The sequence below is a fragment of the Paenibacillus sp. 01T424 genome, from assembly GCF_056398745.1.
In genome coordinates, this window is record NZ_JBFTPZ010000018.1 from 103,924 (window position 1) to 123,107 (window position 19,184).

At 44.2% G+C, this 19,184-nt stretch carries 19 protein-coding genes; 2 read left to right on the forward strand and 17 right to left on the reverse strand.

The genetic code is table 11. From position 1 onward, the window contains the following. Nucleotides 1–4 precede the first annotated feature (4 nt). The 9 genes from AC1DPK_RS15625 to coxB all read right to left on the reverse strand — a co-directional run bounded on the left by AC1DPK_RS15625 (nt 5) and on the right by coxB (nt 7,721). Entirely contained in the window at nt 5–922 is a 918-nt protein-coding gene (locus AC1DPK_RS15625) for an ABC transporter ATP-binding protein (RefSeq protein ID WP_477510901.1), read from the reverse strand. A 12-nt stretch (nt 923–934) separates the two neighbouring features. Beyond that, entirely contained in the window at nt 935–1,321 is a 387-nt protein-coding gene (locus AC1DPK_RS15630) for a GntR family transcriptional regulator (protein ID WP_441882636.1), read from the reverse strand. A gap of 29 nt (nt 1,322–1,350) precedes the next feature. Beyond that, nucleotides 1,351–2,076 (reverse strand): hypothetical protein, encoded by a 726-nt coding sequence (locus tag AC1DPK_RS15635; protein ID WP_441882638.1) that lies wholly within the window; start codon nt 2,074–2,076, stop codon nt 1,351–1,353. Nucleotides 2,077–2,326: 250 nt separating this feature from the next. After that, entirely contained in the window at nt 2,327–2,788 is a 462-nt protein-coding gene (locus AC1DPK_RS15640) for a DUF420 domain-containing protein (protein WP_339204859.1), read from the reverse strand. 35 nt (nt 2,789–2,823) lie between these two features. Then, complete coding sequence (gene ctaG, locus AC1DPK_RS15645) at nt 2,824–3,720, reverse strand: cytochrome c oxidase assembly factor CtaG (RefSeq protein ID WP_441882640.1); 897 nt, start codon at nt 3,718–3,720, stop codon at nt 2,824–2,826. 91 nt (nt 3,721–3,811) lie between these two features. Then, nucleotides 3,812–4,129 (reverse strand): cytochrome C oxidase subunit IV family protein, encoded by a 318-nt coding sequence (locus AC1DPK_RS15650; protein WP_076267149.1) that lies wholly within the window; start codon nt 4,127–4,129, stop codon nt 3,812–3,814. 3 nt (nt 4,130–4,132) lie between these two features. Next, nucleotides 4,133–4,750, reverse strand: coding sequence for a cytochrome (ubi)quinol oxidase subunit III (locus AC1DPK_RS15655; RefSeq protein ID WP_054023103.1), 618 nt, complete (start codon nt 4,748–4,750; stop codon nt 4,133–4,135). Beyond that, the gene (ctaD, locus tag AC1DPK_RS15660) at nt 4,747–6,594 is read right to left on the reverse strand and encodes a cytochrome c oxidase subunit I (protein WP_076267396.1); all 1,848 of its coding nucleotides are present in this window, start codon (nt 6,592–6,594) and stop codon (nt 4,747–4,749) included. Before ctaD ends, AC1DPK_RS15655 begins: the two co-directional genes overlap by 4 nt. Nucleotides 6,595–6,668: 74 nt before the next feature. Then, complete coding sequence (coxB, locus tag AC1DPK_RS15665; RefSeq protein WP_076267151.1) at nt 6,669–7,721, reverse strand: cytochrome c oxidase subunit II; 1,053 nt, start codon at nt 7,719–7,721, stop codon at nt 6,669–6,671. 368 nt (nt 7,722–8,089) lie between these two features. Between coxB and AC1DPK_RS15670 the strand changes: the two genes are divergently transcribed. Next, on the forward strand, nt 8,090–8,818 hold the full coding sequence (locus AC1DPK_RS15670; protein WP_477510902.1) for a YhcN/YlaJ family sporulation lipoprotein: 729 nt from the start codon (nt 8,090–8,092) through the stop codon (nt 8,816–8,818). 81 nt (nt 8,819–8,899) lie between these two features. Here AC1DPK_RS15670 and AC1DPK_RS15675 read toward each other — a convergent pair whose 3' ends face one another. Beyond that, nucleotides 8,900–9,874, reverse strand: a complete 975-nt coding sequence (locus AC1DPK_RS15675) for an aldo/keto reductase family protein (RefSeq protein ID WP_477510903.1) — start codon at nt 9,872–9,874, stop codon at nt 8,900–8,902. A 154-nt stretch (nt 9,875–10,028) separates the two neighbouring features. Between AC1DPK_RS15675 and AC1DPK_RS15680 the strand changes: the two genes are divergently transcribed. Beyond that, entirely contained in the window at nt 10,029–10,361 is a 333-nt protein-coding gene (locus AC1DPK_RS15680; RefSeq protein ID WP_076267153.1) for a winged helix-turn-helix transcriptional regulator, read from the forward strand. Nucleotide 10,362: 1 nt separating this feature from the next. On the opposite strand, the gene AC1DPK_RS15685 is transcribed toward AC1DPK_RS15680, so the two are convergent. The 7 genes from AC1DPK_RS15685 to AC1DPK_RS15715 all read right to left on the reverse strand — a co-directional run. Continuing rightward, entirely contained in the window at nt 10,363–11,235 is an 873-nt protein-coding gene (locus tag AC1DPK_RS15685; protein WP_477510904.1) for a DUF421 domain-containing protein, read from the reverse strand. 445 nt (nt 11,236–11,680) lie between these two features. Continuing rightward, entirely contained in the window at nt 11,681–12,418 is a 738-nt protein-coding gene (locus tag AC1DPK_RS15690; protein ID WP_477510905.1) for a GTP cyclohydrolase II, read from the reverse strand. A 100-nt stretch (nt 12,419–12,518) separates the two neighbouring features. Next, nucleotides 12,519–14,282, reverse strand: a complete 1,764-nt coding sequence (locus AC1DPK_RS15695; protein ID WP_441882649.1) for a glycoside hydrolase family 2 protein — start codon at nt 14,280–14,282, stop codon at nt 12,519–12,521. 38 nt (nt 14,283–14,320) lie between these two features. Next, nucleotides 14,321–16,795, reverse strand: a complete 2,475-nt coding sequence (locus tag AC1DPK_RS15700; protein ID WP_477510906.1) for a family 43 glycosylhydrolase — start codon at nt 16,793–16,795, stop codon at nt 14,321–14,323. Between the two features lie 3 nt (nt 16,796–16,798). Next, nucleotides 16,799–17,635 (reverse strand): carbohydrate ABC transporter permease, encoded by an 837-nt coding sequence (locus AC1DPK_RS15705; protein ID WP_441882653.1) that lies wholly within the window; start codon nt 17,633–17,635, stop codon nt 16,799–16,801. A 40-nt stretch (nt 17,636–17,675) separates the two neighbouring features. Continuing rightward, nucleotides 17,676–18,569, reverse strand: a complete 894-nt coding sequence (locus tag AC1DPK_RS15710) for a carbohydrate ABC transporter permease (RefSeq protein WP_076267158.1) — start codon at nt 18,567–18,569, stop codon at nt 17,676–17,678. A 58-nt stretch (nt 18,570–18,627) separates the two neighbouring features. Beyond that, a partial coding sequence (locus AC1DPK_RS15715) for an extracellular solute-binding protein (protein WP_477510907.1) occupies nt 18,628–19,184 on the reverse strand: 557 nt, incomplete at its 5' end.

A 19,184-nucleotide genomic window follows, 5' to 3' on the forward strand; every position in this document is an offset into this window, starting at 1 on the left:
TCTACTAGTTCATTCTTGTATTTAATCTATCTTGTGTAAGCAAAGCATTCATAATCTCATCCAGCTCAAGTGCCTGCCTGCTTACAATCTGATAGCCTTCCTCAGCACACCATKCTTCAGCTTCTGCAGCCTGATTTGTCGCAATTCGATAGGTCGTTCCACCTGCATGCTCAACAACGGTTTGACCTGGGATTAACGCTGCTTTCTTCGGAGTCAGATCCGCTCCACTTACAAATAACGTAAACCAACTGCTGAATAGCTCATCCTTCTCGTACATGCCAAGCACTCTGCCTTGAGCCATAAATATGATAAAATCAGCAAGTCGTTTCACCTCTTCTATGATATGGGAGGTCATAAGAATGGTACGATCTCCTCGATCCATGTACCGATGAAGCACCTCAATCATCGTTTTCCATGCAAGCGGATCAAGCCCTGAGGAAGGCTCGTCGAGCAGGAGCAGCTCCGGATTATGTGTTAGGGCTAGTGCAAATTCAAATTTGCGGCGCATCCCCTTCGACATTTTGCCTAGCAGCTGATTATCATCGACCTCAAGAATGCGAAGCAGCTCCCGATAACGATTCACATCCCATTTGTCATACCAGAAACGATGAAACTCAGCTTTCTCCGTCCCCTTCATGTTGTCCTCATGCGAGGAGGATTGATCATGCAGGTAACCAATTCGTTTTTTAACCTCTGTGCTGAGACCATTCTCCACTTGCTCTCCAAGCAGCTGAATGGTGCCCTCATCCGCTTTATCCAGATCAAGCATTAAGCGAAAGGTGGAGCTCTTACCGCATCCGTTCGGCCCAACAATGGCAGTGATGTAACCCTGTGGAATACTCATATGGACCGGCCCTAGTTTGAAGCTCGCACGATTTTGCACAACGCCGTTTAATTGTATCGCCATCGTCTCATTCATCATATGTCCCATCCTTTAATCAAAATGCTTACTCATCGCTTCTTTAAACATCTTCTGCAGCTCTTCCTCTGTGCACTGAACCCGCTTGCCGGCTACAACTGCCAGCTCTAGCGCTTCAATAACAGAAGCAAGACGATGCCGGTCACGTTCCTGATCACCAACCTGTGCCACATAAGTGCCAGTTCCTTGCCTTGTTCGGAGCAGCCCTTCCGCTTCCAAATCGTTATATACTCTTTTTACTGTAATCACGCTGCACTTAACGGTTTGGGCAAGCTCGCGTATCGATGGCAGCAGCATCCCTTCCGAAAGTTGACCGCTGACGATTAATGCTCGCAATTGTACTTCGATCTGATGATAAAGCGGCTCTGCACTTTGTTCATTAATTTGGATCGGCAGCCGCATGAGGTTCACCTTCTTCCATTCTCAAATATCTATGCTCTGTAGGTTCTTTTCTCCAGCCGATTTTCAATTCGTTTAACGCCGAGGAACACAGCAGCAACACCAATAGTTACGGTTATGATTGGCAGCCACCAACTGCCGTTCTCGATTGCATGCAGCGAACTTGAAACAATATTTCCAATATCCAGAAAGGCTAGACTGATTGAAAAGATAAGCAGAAAAGCGAGATAAGTGATGTTGAAGAAAAAATATGTTTTTCCTGAATGCCCCAACTCCCAGTATACATAACCAGTCCCCATTGTCAGTGAATAGCCAAACCAGCTTGCTCCATATAACACGAAGCTTAAGGCTGAAATATCAACGCCCATATTCCGTGCAATGATAAATTGCAATAAGAAGAAAACAAGTTGAGCAGCAAACAATACGATAGCCAGCTGAATGATTCTCCCTAGTGCAATTTGTTTCGATGAAATCGGCAGCGTTCTCCATTGTGCGATCTTCCTCGTATAGGAATTCTCTTTCCAGGAACGCATCATTGTCTTATTAGCAATGAACCCTAGAACAGGCAGAATCGAAAGGTAAATGAAATCGAGTGACCAGTTTCCGAATGGGCCATTTTCCCCTATGAAGCCATCCCGCATTAAAGGAACGGTGAATAACAATAGATATCCGATAAAAAATAATGTAAAAAGACTTTTCCAACGATCTTTAGCCAGCTCATGCTTCGCTAAATACCATGCACCCTTCCATAACCCCACAGCATTTGCTCCCTTCAATCGCTTAGCGAATATACTGTATATATCCTTATACACAGTATATTCAGTGTATACACAGTTGTCAAGTACTTCCATAAAAAGATTTTTGGAGGAGAATTCCCTTCTACGGTAAATACTCCTGCACAATGGCAATCCCCCTATTTACAAGCCAATCACTTCTGCATAAACATAAAAAAAGCCATGTTCTCAAAAGAGTAGTCTCTTTTGAAAACATGGCTTACACATTGTCGTTCTATCCGAAAATAGCATCAATAACGGGTTTCGTATGGCCGCCTGGGTACATAAGGTAAAGCAATACGTACACCGCTGTGCCTGTAATAGCTGTAATAAACCAAACCACTGAAGTTACTTTACCCCATTTGCGATGTTTGGCAAATTTCTTCTTATAACCAAGCGTTAGTGTTGTAATTCCGAATGCGCCGCCAACTGTAGCAAGCACGATATGAAACAATAAGAAGACAAAATAGTAAGGCTTTAAGCTGTCTGGGCCGCCCCAGATTGTATTTCCCACGAAAATCGAACGCGATACATATACGATAAAGAAGATCGTTGCTGACACTGCTGCATAGAACATAACCTTCTGATGCTCCGCCAGCCTGCGCTTAATCGCGAGCCTCCAGCCTACGGCTACCAGCACCGCACTAAGCACGATGAAGAAAGTACTGATTGTCGGTACAATATTATATTTGTCCACTTTTACCCCACCTAATGTTCGTTAAATAATTGGTATTAAGCTGTTCCTGTATTCGTATTCGGCAATTCATCGTCCTTATGCTCACGCTTGAACCATTGCTTGAATATATACGCCAATATAATGCCATACATAATTTCCTGCACGAACTTCATGACGATTCCGCCAAGCTGCTGGTCTTCAACTACGTCCATAATATTAAAAAATTGCGGACCGCTAAAGCTCTCCAGCAAACGACTCGGATCACCCGATACACAGTACCCCATCGCTGTAACCCAAACATTAGGATCGCTATAAATCGCATACATAGACGTTTTGGCAAAAATAATTAAAGCACAAGCTGGTGTCAGAAGCATGCCGTTCGCAAACACATAAGCCATTCTCTTCACATCGCTAAGTCTGCTCCACTCCGGAACAGGTGAGGCAATCTGCCACCACATCATAAACGACGTTACAAGCAAAATAAAATAATAAAGACGATGCACAGAGAAGTGCGTCATCACATAGTCATGGACAATTGGGACATGATAAACCGAGAACAAAATATTAAACAACAAAAGACAAATAATAGGATGCATCATGAAGCTCAGTTTTTTCCAAAACGGAGCGGAGAACATTTTTCGCCATAAGAAGCTTGGAACTCCAAGCAATACTAGCGGCGGTACAACTAAATAAGATACTGACATATTGACCATATGAAATGTAAACATAAGGTGACCTAATAGATTTAAAGGTCCTCCGTGAACCATATAAAACATAATTGCAGCCGAAACAAACATAAACTTCTGAAGCTTTGTCGCTGCATCAGCCTCAGGAGCATTCTTCTCACGCCATGGTCCAATTAAGTAGTAATATAGAATGACAATTGCGGCCATTCCGAATAGAAACATGGGGGTCCACAATTCCTCGAAGCGAAAATATTGTAAGCCAAGCATCGTGGAAACTCCTTTCAATTACGCTAGCTTTTTTACAAAAGAGGAGGGACCCAAGCCTCGGGACCCTCCTCTCCTCCAATAGTTAAATCGGTTACCACCAAGCCCAGTATTCAGCCATAATGACACATGTGAAGACGATGAATACACCAGTCAAAATCCCAATAATTGCGAAAGTATGACCACGGTCTTTCATGTGCATCCAGAATGCCATTTGTACGAACACTTGCAATACCGCTAAGCCGATCAAAATGATGTAGATAAAATCTTTGTTGATTTCTCCGCTTATTACAGTCGCGAATGCGATGAACGTAAGCAAGATCGAGAAAATAAACGCGATAATATGCTTCTTAGGTCCTTCGACCTTATGACGCTTGGGGCTTTCCTCAGTGGCTGTATGATTGCTTGCCATGGATTAAACCACCTTTCCCATCAAGTAAACGACGGTGAAAATGAATACCCATACAACATCGATAAAGTGCCAGTACATACCAGCTACATATACCTTAGGTGCTGTTACTACAGTCAATCCTTTTCTTGCTAATTGAATAATAATCAATGTGATCCATGTAATACCGAAAGCAACGTGTGCTCCGTGGAAACCTACCAGCGTATAGAACGAGGAGCTGAATGCGCTCGTTGTAAAGCCGTGGCCTTCATGTACATAATGATAGAACTCATAAATTTCAAGAGCAAGGAAACCTGCGCCAAGTATGACCGTAATAATCAGCCAATTAATTAACGCCTTCACTCTGTTTGTATGCAGCGCATGAACAGCGAACACGCTTGTTAAGCTTGACGTAAGCAAAAGTGCTGTCGCAAGCGCAACGAGTGGAAGCTGGAACAATTCATGTGCTGGCGGTCCATCAAGGACTTGATTCCGTAGTGCTAGGAACGCTGAGAACAACGTTCCGAACAATACAGTTTCTCCGCCAAGGAAAAGCCAAAAGCCTAATACTTTATTGCGTCCCTCGAGGGTCGCCTTTTCGGGCTCATGAGGCAATTGCCCCTCTACATGCGAATGCGCACTCATGCTTTACCCCCCATATCTCTAAGGATTTCTTCTTCTTCAATGTGGAAGCCGTGATCATCGATTACGGAACGAAGGAACATGCAACCGAACAAGATCAGCAAACCAACAATACCGAGAGCATAACCTGATTTGAATGATCCAAACAAGTTGCCCCAATCTTTAGCGTACATGAAACCTAAACCTGCGATAAACAATCCAAATCCCATGAAGAAAGGCAGGATCGAAGGAGAAGGCATATGAATTGGACCAATTGGCTCCGCAGGCGTCATGCCTTTGTGACCGTCCGTTTTTTCTTTCCAGTATGCATCATAGCCGCGTACAAGCGGTGTTTGAGCAAAGTTGTATTCAGGAGGTGGAGATGGAATCGTCCACTCTAGAGTACGACCGTCTTCCCATGGATCAGCTGGTGCATTTTGTGGTTTGAAAGCTGTGATAACAACGTTCAGCAAGAAGAAAATTGTACCAAAGCCCATCAAGAATGCGCCTACTGTACTGATCATGTTCATTTCGTTGAAACCAAGACCGTCGAGATATGTCCAAATACGACGAGGCATACCTAGCAAGCCAAGGAAATGTTGAATAAAGAATGTTAAGTGGAAGCCAATAAAGAATGTCCAGAACGTCAATTTACCAAGTGTTTCATTCAGCATGCGTCCGAACATTTTTGGCCACCAGTAGTGAAGGCCTGAGAAAATACCCAGTACCAAACCACCTACGATAACATAGTGGAAATGCGCTACGACAAAATAAGAATCATGATATTGGAAGTCAGCAGGTGCTGCTGCCAGCATGACGCCGGTAACGCCGCCCATTACGAAGGTTGGTATAAATCCGACAGCGAACAAGTTAGCTGTCGTGAATTTAATGGAACCGCCCCACATCGTAAATAGCCAGTTGAAAATTTTGATACCTGTTGGAACCGCGATAAGCATCGTTGCAATGGAGAACAGCGCATTCGCAACTGGTCCTAGACCAACCGTGAACATGTGATGCGCCCAAACCATGAAGCCCAAGAAGCCGATCAGGATTGTAGCGAATACCATCGAGCTGTAACCGAACAAACGCTTACGTGAGAATGTACTTATTACCTCGGAAATAACGCCGAAGGCCGGCAAGATGAGGATATAAACCTCAGGATGCCCGAATATCCAGAAAATATGCTCCCATAGGACCGCGTTACCGCCGCCTGAAGGATCAAAGAAATTTGCATCAAACAATCTGTCGAACATGAGTGCCGCTAGACCAACTGCCAAAGCAGGGAATGCGAACAGGATTAGCGCCGAAGTAATGAACGCTGCCCATGTGAACATCGGCATACGCATGAACGTCATGCCTGGAGCACGCATGTTAATAATCGTTACGAGGAAGTTAATACCCCCGATAAGTGTTCCGATACCCGCTATTTGCAAACCTAGTACATAATAGTCAACGCCGTGATCGCCGTTATAGGTCGTCCCCGCGAGCGGTGCATATGATGTCCAGCCTGCATCTGGAGCGCCGCCAGTAAACCAGCTCACGTTAAGCAAAATACCGCCGAACAAGAATGTCCAGAAGCCTAATGAGTTAACGAAAGGGAAAGCTACGTCGCGCGCGCCGATTTGAAGCGGTATAACCGCATTCATTAAGGCGAATAAAAGCGGCATCGCTGCAAGGAAGATCATCGTCGTTCCGTGCATGGTTAAAAGCTCATTATATGTATCCGCGCTAACAAAGTTATTTAGCGGCTTCCACAATTGAACCCGAATCAAAATCGCTTCCAAACCACCGACAAGGAAGAAAAAACCGCCGGCAATCATATACAATATTCCGATTTTTTTATGGTCAACCGTAGTCAGCCAGTCCATTAGACCGCTGTAACGTTTGACCTTATGCGTATGCGCATGAGCCAAAGTAGGTACCTCCTTCAATCACCGATAAATTATTGTTCGTAGTTAAGCTTCAATTCAGATAAGTATTTAGCAATACCTTCAATCTCTTGTTCAGTCAAATCTTCGATTTTACCCATTTGGTTGCCCGGTTTAACTTCGTCCGGGTTTTTGATCCAACGGTGCAAGTTGTCGTATACTGAACCTTCATTGGAATATTGCGGATCATCGGTGTTAACAAGTATACCCCCGACAGTCTCACGGCTTCCGATACCTGTCAAGTTAGGATAAGCAGGTCCGCCCAAATCACCCACTGCGTGGCAAGATAGACATTTGCTTTCAAATGCTTTAGCAATTGCCGGATCGCTTGGAAGCGCTACAGGTTCTTTAAGTGCAGCTACCCAACGATCAAATGACGACTCGTCCACTGATTTAACTTTAAAGTCCATCAAACCATGTGAAGGTCCGCAAAGCTCAGCACATTTACCCAGGTAAACGCCTTCTTTTGGTGCAGAGAAGTACATTTTATTTACGTTTGCACCAGGGTTGGTATCGATTTTCCCAGCAAGCGATGGAATCCAGAATGAGTGAAGCACATCTGCGGATTTCGCTGTGATGGAGATCGTTTTACCTTTTGGAATAATAAGCTCTTGTGCTGTCTTGATTCCGTAAGCTGGGTATTCAAACTCCCACCAGTATTGGTGTGAAGTAACGATGACCTGAACCGCTTCCGGATCTTTGCTGTAGTCTTTAGCAAGATTAAATACGGATTGAACGGTTGGTACACCCAAAATGATAAGCATGATGATTGGAATTACTGTCCAAATAATCTCAAGCTTATGATTTCCTTCCACCTGCTTAGGAATTGTTTTGTCTCCCGGACGTCTGCGGAAACGAATAATTACAAACAAAGAAATCGCAAATACGGCAACAATCACGATCAACATGATTCCTATTGCCAGCTTCATCAGCCCGAATTGTTCTTCCGCTACAGGTCCCTGAGGATTCAGCGTCGACAAATCGCTCCGCCCGCAAGCCGCTAGTACTAGCACCATCATGGCCATAAGCGGCGCAAGCCGTTTTACAAATCGCCACCGTTTCATCATTAATCAACCCCACTTTTGACGTTTTCGCAGCTGCCTAATTTTCACGTGGCATACGGCTGGCTGCGTGTTTCACAGATGTTATTACAACTCCTGCAACTTAAATCACTTTATTAAATATAAAGTTGAAGCCCCTATTTGTCAATGTTCCACAGAGAGTTCACAAATTGTTCTCAAAGCTGTCAAATTCGCATCATTACTGCGTTTTTTCGCATGATAAACTGTCTTGTTTAGCCCGTCTGCATGGCATTCTCTCTATCCTACATTGTGCACCAAACCCATGGTCAATTATGTATGCTTGCAAAAACGTATAATTACGGAGCCACGGCAAAAACTAAAGTCATTATCGTATGAATGGGGGTCCGTTCTTTATGGTTAAACGAATTGCCGCATTGCTGTTGTCGGCAGTCATGATAACAACTTCAGCCGGCTGTGCCTACAAACAGTATGCTCAGCAAAGCGACACCGATTATGGAAGCCGTCAAGCTAACGATCCGAAGATGCTCGGCGGCAGAGCTTATGGGCCGACTACGAACAATGCTGACCAGCATAATAATTCATTTTTTGAATACAGCTCCGTCATCTCACGCAAAGTAACTGATCTAAACGGCATAGCTTCCGCAATCGTTATGCTGACAGACAAAAATGCTTATGTCGGTTTAATGCTTGATTGGACCGCAGTTGGTACTCGGAATTCAGGCGGCAAAAGCGAGCAAGACAATACAGGTACTAGTGATGGCGTATATAACCATGATACAGGCAGTCCGTATGGCAACAGCAAGATCCTTGTATCACCGTACAACTCCTATTTCTCAGTCAACGATGTTAATGATTTGTCGGATGAACTTAAGCAGACTGTCGCTCTTAGAGTTCGCGAGCTGGCTCCAGCTGTACAAGAAGTTCATATTTCAGCCAATATGGAGTTCGTAAATTACTTCAACGATTTTGCCAAGGAAGCATGGGGCGGACGATCCTTAATGCCACATATCGATAAATTCAATACCGTAGTGAAATATCATTTTGCCGGTGGAAAGGATATGCCCCCTCCTATTACACAACCGGGCACCTATAGCCCCTCCGAGACCCAAATGAATCATTAAAAAAAAATCGCTTCTATTATATATATAGCAAAAAGGCACTTCTCTCGAAGAGCCTTTTTGTTATTTCTATCATTTTGCTTTTTAACGCATCGGAGCAAAGCCGCTGATTTCTGCCAAGATTGCTTCAGTTTGTGATAGCAGCTCATCTGACAGTTCAATGTCTACTGACTTTATGTTTTCTTCGATTTGAGCCGGTCGGCTCGAACCGATAATAGCTGAGCTCACATTCGGCTGGCGAAGCACCCATGCTAATGCAAATTGTGACAATGATGCTCCAATCGTTGCAGCCAGCTGCTCCAGCTTCTCTGCAACCTGCAGTACATCTTCTCGCAAATAACTGTTAATGATGCCATTTGTCTTATCATTTGCAGCACGACTGCCTGCCGGCACGGCTTGGCCTGGCTTGTACTTACCTGTTAAAATCCCTTGTGCAAGCGGTGAGAAAACAACCTGCCCCATGCCTTCTTGCTCACAAGCTTCGATAACGCCCCGTTCAATATACCGCTCAAACATATTGTAAATCGGTTGATTCGAAATAAGCTTCCGGAGGTTAAGACGTTTCCCTATCGCTGCAGCATCCGTAATTTGTGCAGCTGTCCACTCGCTGACCCCTGCATAAAGCACCTTCCCTTGTGCCATCAAATCATCGAGTGCCCGCAAAGTTTCCTCAACCGGCGTTTCCGAATCAAAGCGGTGGCATTGATAAAGATCTATATAATCAGTACCCAAACGCTTCAAGCTTGCATCACATTGCTCGACGATATGTTTTCTAGAAAGACCGCGATCATTTGGTCCTGAGCCCATTGGGAAAAACAGCTTTGTTGCGAGAACATAACTGCTGCGTGTATACCCTTTTAAGGCATCTCCCATTACTTTTTCGGCTTCCCCATTATTGTAAGCGTTAGCAGTATCAAAAAAATTAATGCCAGCCTCATAAGCTTTATGTATACATTCCTTAGCGGTTTCCGCTTCTGTTGCCGTGCCGTAGGTGAGCCAGCTTCCAAGTCCAATTTCACTTACTTTTAAACCGCTGTTGCCAAGTCTTCTATACTTCATCCCAAAACACCCCTCTTAATCGATTTACTCCGCTCTTCATCTGTAGTCTATAGTACAACGTTCTATTATTAAAGTAGTGAATGTTTTTTCACTTTATTATCTTTAATATACATACTATACTATTGGTAGCATATAGCAGAGAGGGGAATTGTCGATGAGTGCACATAATTACATTCCGAAGGAACCGCTCCATATCGAATGCAATATTGAGAAGACATTAGATGTGATCGGCGGTAAATGGGCTTTTTTAGTGCTGAGAGAACTGTTTTGCGGCACCAAAAGATTCGGAGAAATACAGAGGCTTATTCCGGCGGTTAGTCCTCGTGCATTAACAAGCACGCTCCGTCATCTCGAGGATAAGGGCGTGCTTGAACGCAAGGTTTTTCCAACCGTGCCTGTTACCGTCGAATACACACTGACACCTAAGGGCGAGGACTTGCATCATATTTTAAAAGAAATGAAGCTTTGGTCGGCTAGATGGACATAGGCTAATGCTTCAACAGCTGATCAGGCAGTGACTTTGTGCTTGCTTGAAAGCGATCAATTGCAGTCTGATAAACGCGTCGATCGCTTTCATTACGAGACAAGCGTTCAAGTCGAATCAACTCCGCCTCAAACTGCTCAATCAACATAATGACACGATCCTTGGGTTTGGATTGTTGACTATTTTGCGGCTGCTTGCTCTCTTCGCCGGTATCGATAAGCAGCTCGCCATTGCTGTCAATTTGGGCAAAAAACACTTCTGATTCCTTCACATTTCGCTTTTCCAGCTCCTGCAGCAGCCATTGTCGGTCATGGCCTAAGTTTGTGAGCACTTCATCCTGTATTTCCCCGTCCATCAATACGGTCATTGCCTCTCGCTCATTCGGCACCTGCCAGCCAAGCGTATCCGGCGTTAAAGGCTGATAGGCTTTCTTCAACAGCACATTGACTTCACCGCTTGATTCCATAACAGCAAACTCCACGTCGGCTACACGGTATACATCCTTTTTGCGCAATTGCTCGAGCATCTCATCCAAGGTCAACCGTTCCTTGTGCAAGCTTTCTTTGAGCAGCTGGCCATCTTTAATTAGCACAGTACCTTTTCCGTCAATAAAGTCACGAGCCTTCTTGCTTTTTATGGTCAAAAATTCCATTCCGACCGACACACTAACCCAAACCGCTAATGATACCAGTCCCAAAAACCATAAATTGTCGAGATCAAGCGAGATATATGCGGCAATATTACCGATAGATATACCTGTTATGTACTCGAACAGCGACAGCTGAGAAATTTGGCGTTTTCCCAAAACCTTCGTAAGCGCAAATAAAATAGTGATGGCCGCTAACGTTCGCAGTACAATTTCAATCCAACTTGGCATTTTACTTCCCCCTTCCATTTCTAGAGTATCCAGAAAGGAAAAAGTCATTCGCTGTAATTTGTTGTTGCATTTAAATATAATATGTAGTATGATAATGGGAATGTATAATATTTAACCCCATAACATCCCCAGTAAGATTCAATGATTTCCTCAGATTTTGATTTCTTTGCTGTTAATTCCAAACCTGTTACGTGATGTATTTCTGATTCACACTGGCGCGGTCATCGGAGCCGCGAGGACGGAAGAGAGGTAGGGCTTTCGTTGTTTTAGGATGCGAGTTTAAGACAACTTGGTACACATGCTGTTTGCTGTTAACAAGGGGACCCAGTACGGCCTTTCTTATAAGAAGAAGAGGTCCGGTTAAATATATGATACAAACAAGGGCTGTCCGGCTAGCGCATTTATGTGCTACCTGGGCAGCCCTATCCAATTTTTTAACCTTTAATTATTCATTAGGACAACCGCTTGCTGCAAAATGACCCGAACGATTCACTTTTGTCGCGAGATACCTCTCATTATGCTCCGATCGATCTCCCCAAAGCGGAATACGATTTTTCACATCAAGTCCCGCCGCCTGCATTGCATCCAGCTTCTTCGGATTATTCGTAATGAGCGACACTGGTTTCTCACGAAGTGCTTTCAATACGAGTATCGCATCACTATAACTGCGAGCGTCATCCACAAAGCCAAGCTCCTCATTCGCCTCTACGGTGTCATAACCCTTCTCTTGCAGTAAATAAGCCATCGCTTTGCTAAACAAACCGATTCCTCTTCCTTCATGATTGGCCAAATAAAACAATGCGCCTGTACCCTTTTCCACAATCATGTGCATTGATTCATGCAGCTGATAACCGCAATCACAACGTTTGCTGCCAAAAATATCGCCCGTATGACAAATGCTGTGCATTCGAATCCACGCCTCATCTGCCTGTTCGAAATCGCCATACACCAGCACGCTTGATTGCTGCATTTCTGCTAAATTAATCGACGAAAGCTTCTTGATGATTTGCTCCGCATCGTCAAGCTGCTCTTTGCAGAGCAGCCAACAATACCATTGAAAAATTGCCTCGCCTTCATCAAGCTTCACCGGAAGTTGAATGGGACCGACTAAATAAATACTGCCGTGATCGCTTTCAATCACTTTTATCTTCTGATCAACTATAGATACTGCTTCTTTAAACATATCGCAATGCTCCTGACCTGTTCATAGTCTTTGTTTCGACTATTATGTTCGGTAAGTACATTAGCTATGCTAAGTGCAGTTCGCAGCATTGGAATGTCGCCTATAGAACCGGGATCATTCCTTTGTTTAACTCTCGGTAGGTTTCAATAGGAAGCTTCGGTTCACGCTCGAAGGACAGCAAGCCATTTTTCTCCTGCTCAACATCCGTTAACTGCGTATAACAATAACCTTGCAGTCCGCCAGCTGCTATAATCGGACGCATCACGGCAACTAAACGGTTCAAGAAGTCCTGATCGTCTCTAGCCGAAGAATACCCCCAACCTACTTCATTATCCTTAATATACGAAATACCGCCGAACTCCGATAACTGCACCGGCTCGCCATTATAAGTGAACCCAGGCACAAGTATTTTTCTGCCTTGAGGATCACATTTGACGGACATTTCAGGCGTTGCATATCTACTTGCCAGTATCTGTTCATTGCTTTCGTAATCATGAACCGTGTAAATATCAGATTTCACATGCTCCCAGCCGTCATTTGAGATAACAGGTCTTGTATCGTCGAGAGATTTGGTCAAATAATAAAGAGTAGAGGCATGGTGCTGCTGCCTTTTGTCTATTAATATATTTGGCGTTCCCCAGCTTTCATTAAGCGGAACCCACACGACGATACAAGGATGATTGTAATCACGGTGAACAGCCTCTTGCCATTCATTCATGATACGCGTCACGTATTGTTCGGAGTATTGATACGCATTGGCCATCTCGCCCCAAACGAGCAGTCCTAGCTTATCGCACCAATACAAATAACGCGGGTCTTCTATTTTTTGATGTTTTCTCGCCCCATTGAACCCCATTTGCTTGGTCAGCTCGACGTCCGTACGGAGCATTTCATCGCTTGGAGCTGTTAGCACACCACCTGGAAAATAACCTTGATCCAAAATTAGCTTCATATAATAAGGGCGATTGTTTAAGCAAATAACGCCATCCTCAATGGATATCTTTCTCATACCGAAATAGCTTTTGACATGATCCAATTCTCGTTCTCCATCAAGCAGCATAAATTCAACATCATACAAGTTTGGCTTCTCCGGTGACCACCAGCGGCCAAGCCCATGATCATTAAAATCATGAAGCTTGATAGAGACCTCCTCTTCCTGCTCCATAACACGAATAACATCCTCAGCGATTAATTCACCTTCAAACGATATTTTAATGCTAAGTCGCAAGCCATTATATAATTCCGTTCCCTTAATAAAGCTGCGAATATGAATTTTATTATGATCGATATCCGGCGTCAATCTCACTCGGCTCACATATGCTTGATTAACAGCCTCCATCCAAACCGTTTGCCAAATCCCAGTCGTTCGCGTGTAGAAAACTTGCTCTGACTGCTCCTTCCAATACTGCTTCCCTCTAGGCAGCGTGACGTCTTTACTATAATCTTGAGCACGCACGACTATGCTATTGGGGCCTATTGCATTCAACACAGCAGTAATATCCGCATGAAATGGGGTGTGGCCTCCCTCATGACTTGCTACTAAATGTCCATTTACCCATACCTTTGCTTCATAATCAACAGCACCGAAATGGAGAATGATTCGTTTCCCTGCATACTCCGTTGGAACCTCAATACTTTTACGATACCATACGATATCGTGAAACGATTTTTCATTAATGCCGCTTAACTCGCTTTGGTAACAAAATGGCACCTGAATCTTGCGATCAAACTGTTTTCTCTCGAACCATTTATTATCACAACCTGCGTTTGAGTCGTCATACTCAAATTCCCATTCCCCGTTCAGGTTTAACCAGGATGATCGCTCAAATTGCGGTCTTGGATATTCATTTCGTATTGCATCCATCATGTTCCCACTCCAGTCCTATTGCTTATGCTTATATATTATTTTTTTAGCGGATTTATCATTAAATGGTTGAACAACATTGTTGAACGTTCTGACCGAATGCCTACCTTGCCATGCAAAAATGGATAAGGGTCCGTATAATTAATAACTGGAGTTGAGCCATCCCCCAGAAATAATTGTATGTTCCCGTCTTTTGCAACAACTCTGAACGAATAGGCTTTACCAGTTTCCAATTCTGCGGTTTCACTAGCTACTAAATTGGAATCATAGTTCATCCGATTCAAAGTTAGCTGCGAAGAAGAAATGCCGATGTAATAGCCCATGACTGCATCCCTAACCTGAGCCGGATGGTAGGATTCATTGGAAGCTCGAACAAAAACGCCTCCGATATCCGTTTCTGCATTCAACTGCACATCAAACGTCAGCTCATAATTGTCCCAATTGTCACTGCCCGCAAACAACATGTCATCATCTATGCCGCTGCCGCTATAATCATCCTCCGATTGTCCAAACAGCCCCATTCCCGTTTGAGAGGATAATGAATGGAACGGCTGCTCCTTATCCAGCAGGTCTATAGCAAACAGCTCAAAGGAATGCATTTCCACTGGTCCAGCTTTCAGCTCTATCTTAAGCTCATGAAAACCTGCCGCAATTTCGATTGTTCCAATTCGAACCTTCGCTGTACCTTCTACAAAGGCTGGGTCATCGGCTTTGATCTTCGTCTTCACGGCTTCGCCGCCGTCAATTGACCATTCCAAGACAACATCCTTCTCCGGCTTTTTAAGCGTTAAGCCGATCCCGTATTTCGCATGATCCTTCACATTCAGCTTGTATTTCAACCAGTCACCGCCTTGCAGCAGGCTCACGGAATAACTGCCGTCATCCAGCTTGCGAATCGGTACACCGTCTGCTTTCCTAAAATCACTGGTCTCGGATGACTTCTGCTCCAAATGAAAGCCGCGATCAGCTTCCTTCAAATAATGAACCGACTCAATTGCCCCAGGCACAGGCTTATAGGCCTCAAAATCACTGCTGCCGCCTGCTTCATTCGTAAAGGCTGTATATTCATAAATTGGCTGCGACTGATTGGCGATATAGCCAATTTTCCCGCCGCTCGGCTTAGCTGTATGCTCCTCTATCTTTTTCATTCCATCGAAGAAGACAAGAACGCTGTCATCACGCTGCTCAACACGAATCGTATGCAGCTTCGAGTAATCAAATTCACTAGGAAGCAGTGCTTGTGCAAGCTGTTTCTCTGATCCATTTTGAACCGTTACATACCCAATCTCATGTTTGCCTGGCCACAGCTTAATTGCTGAATAATTAGCTTCATCTGCATAAGAGAATACTGCTGCAATCGTACCGCTATCCACTGCACTGTCCGAAAAATTCAATCGGAAGTTATATTCCGCAATAAAGGCATCTTCCGTCGAAAGTTTACTCAGTACCTTTTGTTCAGCCGCGGACGATGATTTATCCCATTGTTCTGAAGAAATGCCGTCAGTGAGCCAGCTATATAATGAAGGCATTGCTGGCGCAGGCTGCATATGATCATGAGATGGACCAAAAACAACCAGCTTATCACCGTTATAGGCAAGTCGATCAATGTTCAATTCACGTACTGGCGGGCCTTCAGAAGAATGTCCAACCAGATTATGATAAGTAAAATAATAAGAGTCCATATCCGGCCCAAGCACTGTTGCACTATGGCCAAGCCCTTTAAATTCATCCTTTACGCTGATGACGATCGGATTGTTTGCAGGAATCGTATAATCGCCGAAAGGCCCATCCTTGGATACTGCGTAGTTCACCCGATAACCGTTGCTAAATACGTGATTGCCCGTATACGTCATATAGTAAAGGCCATTTCTCTTCCAGATCATTGAACCTTCTGTCCAATGTCCAAGAAATGCATTAGTCGTTACGCCAACATCAATCGTTAATGGATCTGGCATTTCATGCGCAACGATGCCTTGCGTGCCTGCATTCGTAAAATACCATTTCCCGTCATCGTCAATAAAAACAGAGCCATCGATAGAATTTCCGAGATTTTCGGTTTTGACGACGAAAGGGCCCGTTGGGCTGTCGCTTTGCAGCACATAATGCCCTTGGCCTGCCGGGGATGTATATAAATAGAAGCTGCCATTCCAGTAAAAAACCTCAGGTGCATAAGCCCCAGTCGTAATGAGATCTTCAGTAACTAGACCTTCATATTTCCAATCCACTAAATTTTCGGAGCTCCAAGCTTTAATGCCCGGACGAAAGTCCTTTGTACTGCAATACAAATAAAACCTACCGTTGTAACGCATGATGAAAGGATCACCGATCCCGTAATCCTCCCACTCTTGCTCCAGCTTCAACGAATTTGTATACAATTTAGCATCCTCCTTCAACAGTACGACTGCTTTTTCTTCTGGCGTGGACTTGCAGCCACTTAACATGACTACAATGCATACAACGAGGAAGGCGACAAGCTTCGTCGCCCTCATTTGTGTAAGGTTAAAATATCTCATGCGCTAACCTTTTAAGCCGCTAATCGCCATAGACTCGATAAAGTAGCGTTGGCAGAAAAAGAATACAAGAATGACTGGAACCATCGATATAATCGATGCTGCCAAGATTACCGGATAGTTAGAAGATCCCATATATTGTGATTGCATAGAAGCAATAAGAACTTGAATGGTTTGTTTCTGCGGTGAGCTTAAATAAATAAGCGGTCCCATAAAATCATTCCAAATGCCCATAAAGCTTAACGCTGCTTGAGCTGCAATCGCAGGTTTTGCAACCGGCAGTGCAATGGTCCAGAAGGTACGGAAGAAACCGCTGCCGTCCAGCTTCGCTGCTTCCACCAGCTCATTCGGCAAACCTCCCGCCAAGTATTGGCGCAGGAAGAAAATAACGACGATATTGCCAAATAACCCGGGTACGATAAGCGGTAAAAGCGTATCCGTCCAATTAATTGACGAGAAGCCAATAAACTGAGGAATCATAACGACGGAAAAAGGAATCATCATCGTGCCAAGCAAGGATAGAAAAATAGCATCTTTAAACGGAAATTCAATCTTAGCGAATGCATATGCCGCCATTGTTGAAACGAATATTCCAATGACAAGTACAAAGACGACAATAATCATGCTATTCATAAAACCGCTTAGCAACGGAGAATCATTCCAAGCCGTTACATAGTTTTTGAATGTAGCCGGGTCTGGAATCCATTTAGGCGGAATTTCAAAAACGTTGCGTTGATCTTTTAATGAAGTGGATATCGTCCATACGAACGGCGCCAGCATAATAATAGAGCCGATACATAGAATTAATGCCACCCAAAGGTTTGTTAGTCGTTTCTGTTGCATTTGAAATCAAACTCCCCTCGCAAACTGTAACGGTAAAAGATTAATCGTTGTACACCCATTTTTTCGATAAACGGAACTGAAGGAGTGTAACGATGAAAATAATAATGCCAAGAACCCAAGCCACTGAGCTGGCATAACCCATATTAAAATACTTGAACGCATTTTCGAAAATATAAAATACTACGGTTGCCGCACTATACTCCGGCCCTCCGTCGCCTGCCAATACGTAAATTTGGCTAAACGATTGGAACGCGCCGATAACGCCCATGACAATAACGAAAAAATGAATGTTCGTCAGCAGTGGAATGGTAATTAACCGCAGTTTCTGGAATGCACTCGCGCCATCCACTTCAGCTGCCTCGTAATAGGACGACGAAATCGATTGCAGCCCGGCTAAATAAAGAACCATCGTACCGCCAACGCCGCCCCATACTCCCATCAAAATCATGGAAGGCTTAATCCAATTTGCGTCACCTAACCAGTTAGGCCCTTCGATGCCGAACCAACTCCACATCGTTTGGTTGAGCAAACCAAAATCTTGATTCAAGATCCATTGCCATAACAACGACACCGCAATAATGGGTGAAATGACTGGCAAGTAATAGATTGTCCGTAAAAACGAGATTCCTTTGAGCGGACGGTTCATCATAATAGCAAGCAAGAGTGCCACAATCATGCCAATGGGTATGCCCAGCATCATAAATACTGTGTTAAAAAGTGATTTGTACACCTTCTCATCGTGAAAAACTTCGATATAGTTATCAAAACCTACAAACTCAGGCGGCGTAACCAAATCCCAAGACGTGAAGCTTAACCACGCGGAGTAAAGAAGCGGTGCGACTCCAAAAATGAGAAAGCCAAGCACTGGGGCCGCGACAAACAGGTAGGCCCATGCATATTCTTTGCGGATATAACTAGGTTTACTTTTCCTCATGCGTACACATCCTCGCACTAGCTATTCGTTATTTATGTTTATCATTCGAAACTTTCGTTTACTTATTTCCCTTGTCATACAGCTCTTGAAGCTTCGGCTGCAATTCCTTCGCCCAGTCTGCAGCAGTCATCTTGCCATCCCATACTTTGCCGGCCTCTTGCCACATCGTATCGATCCATTTTGTATCCTTTGAACCGAACTCAATTGGCGGATGGCCGTAATCTTCAATAATATCAAGGAATACTTGACGATTTGCTGGTGCTTTGTCATAAGCTACAAACTCGCCTTTTGCCATATCGATCAAGTTTGGCACCGCTTGCCCAAGCTCGTAGTTTTGCTTTTGTCCTTCTTTATCCAGTGCAAGGAATGCTGCTAAGTTAAATGCTTCTTGTGCATGCTTCGATTTGCTGGATACCGAGTAACCCATTGAGCCAACCCACGTCCCTGCTTTGCCTGTCTCCGGATTCACCGGCCATGCCGCAATATCCCATTCAAACGGCAAATCCCAAAATCCCGGTTGATCCCATGGTCCCATTGGGAACATGCCTACTTTGCCGGCTACAAATCGCGAGTAAGAATTCATCGCTTTCTCATCCTCCGGCGACGGCGATACAT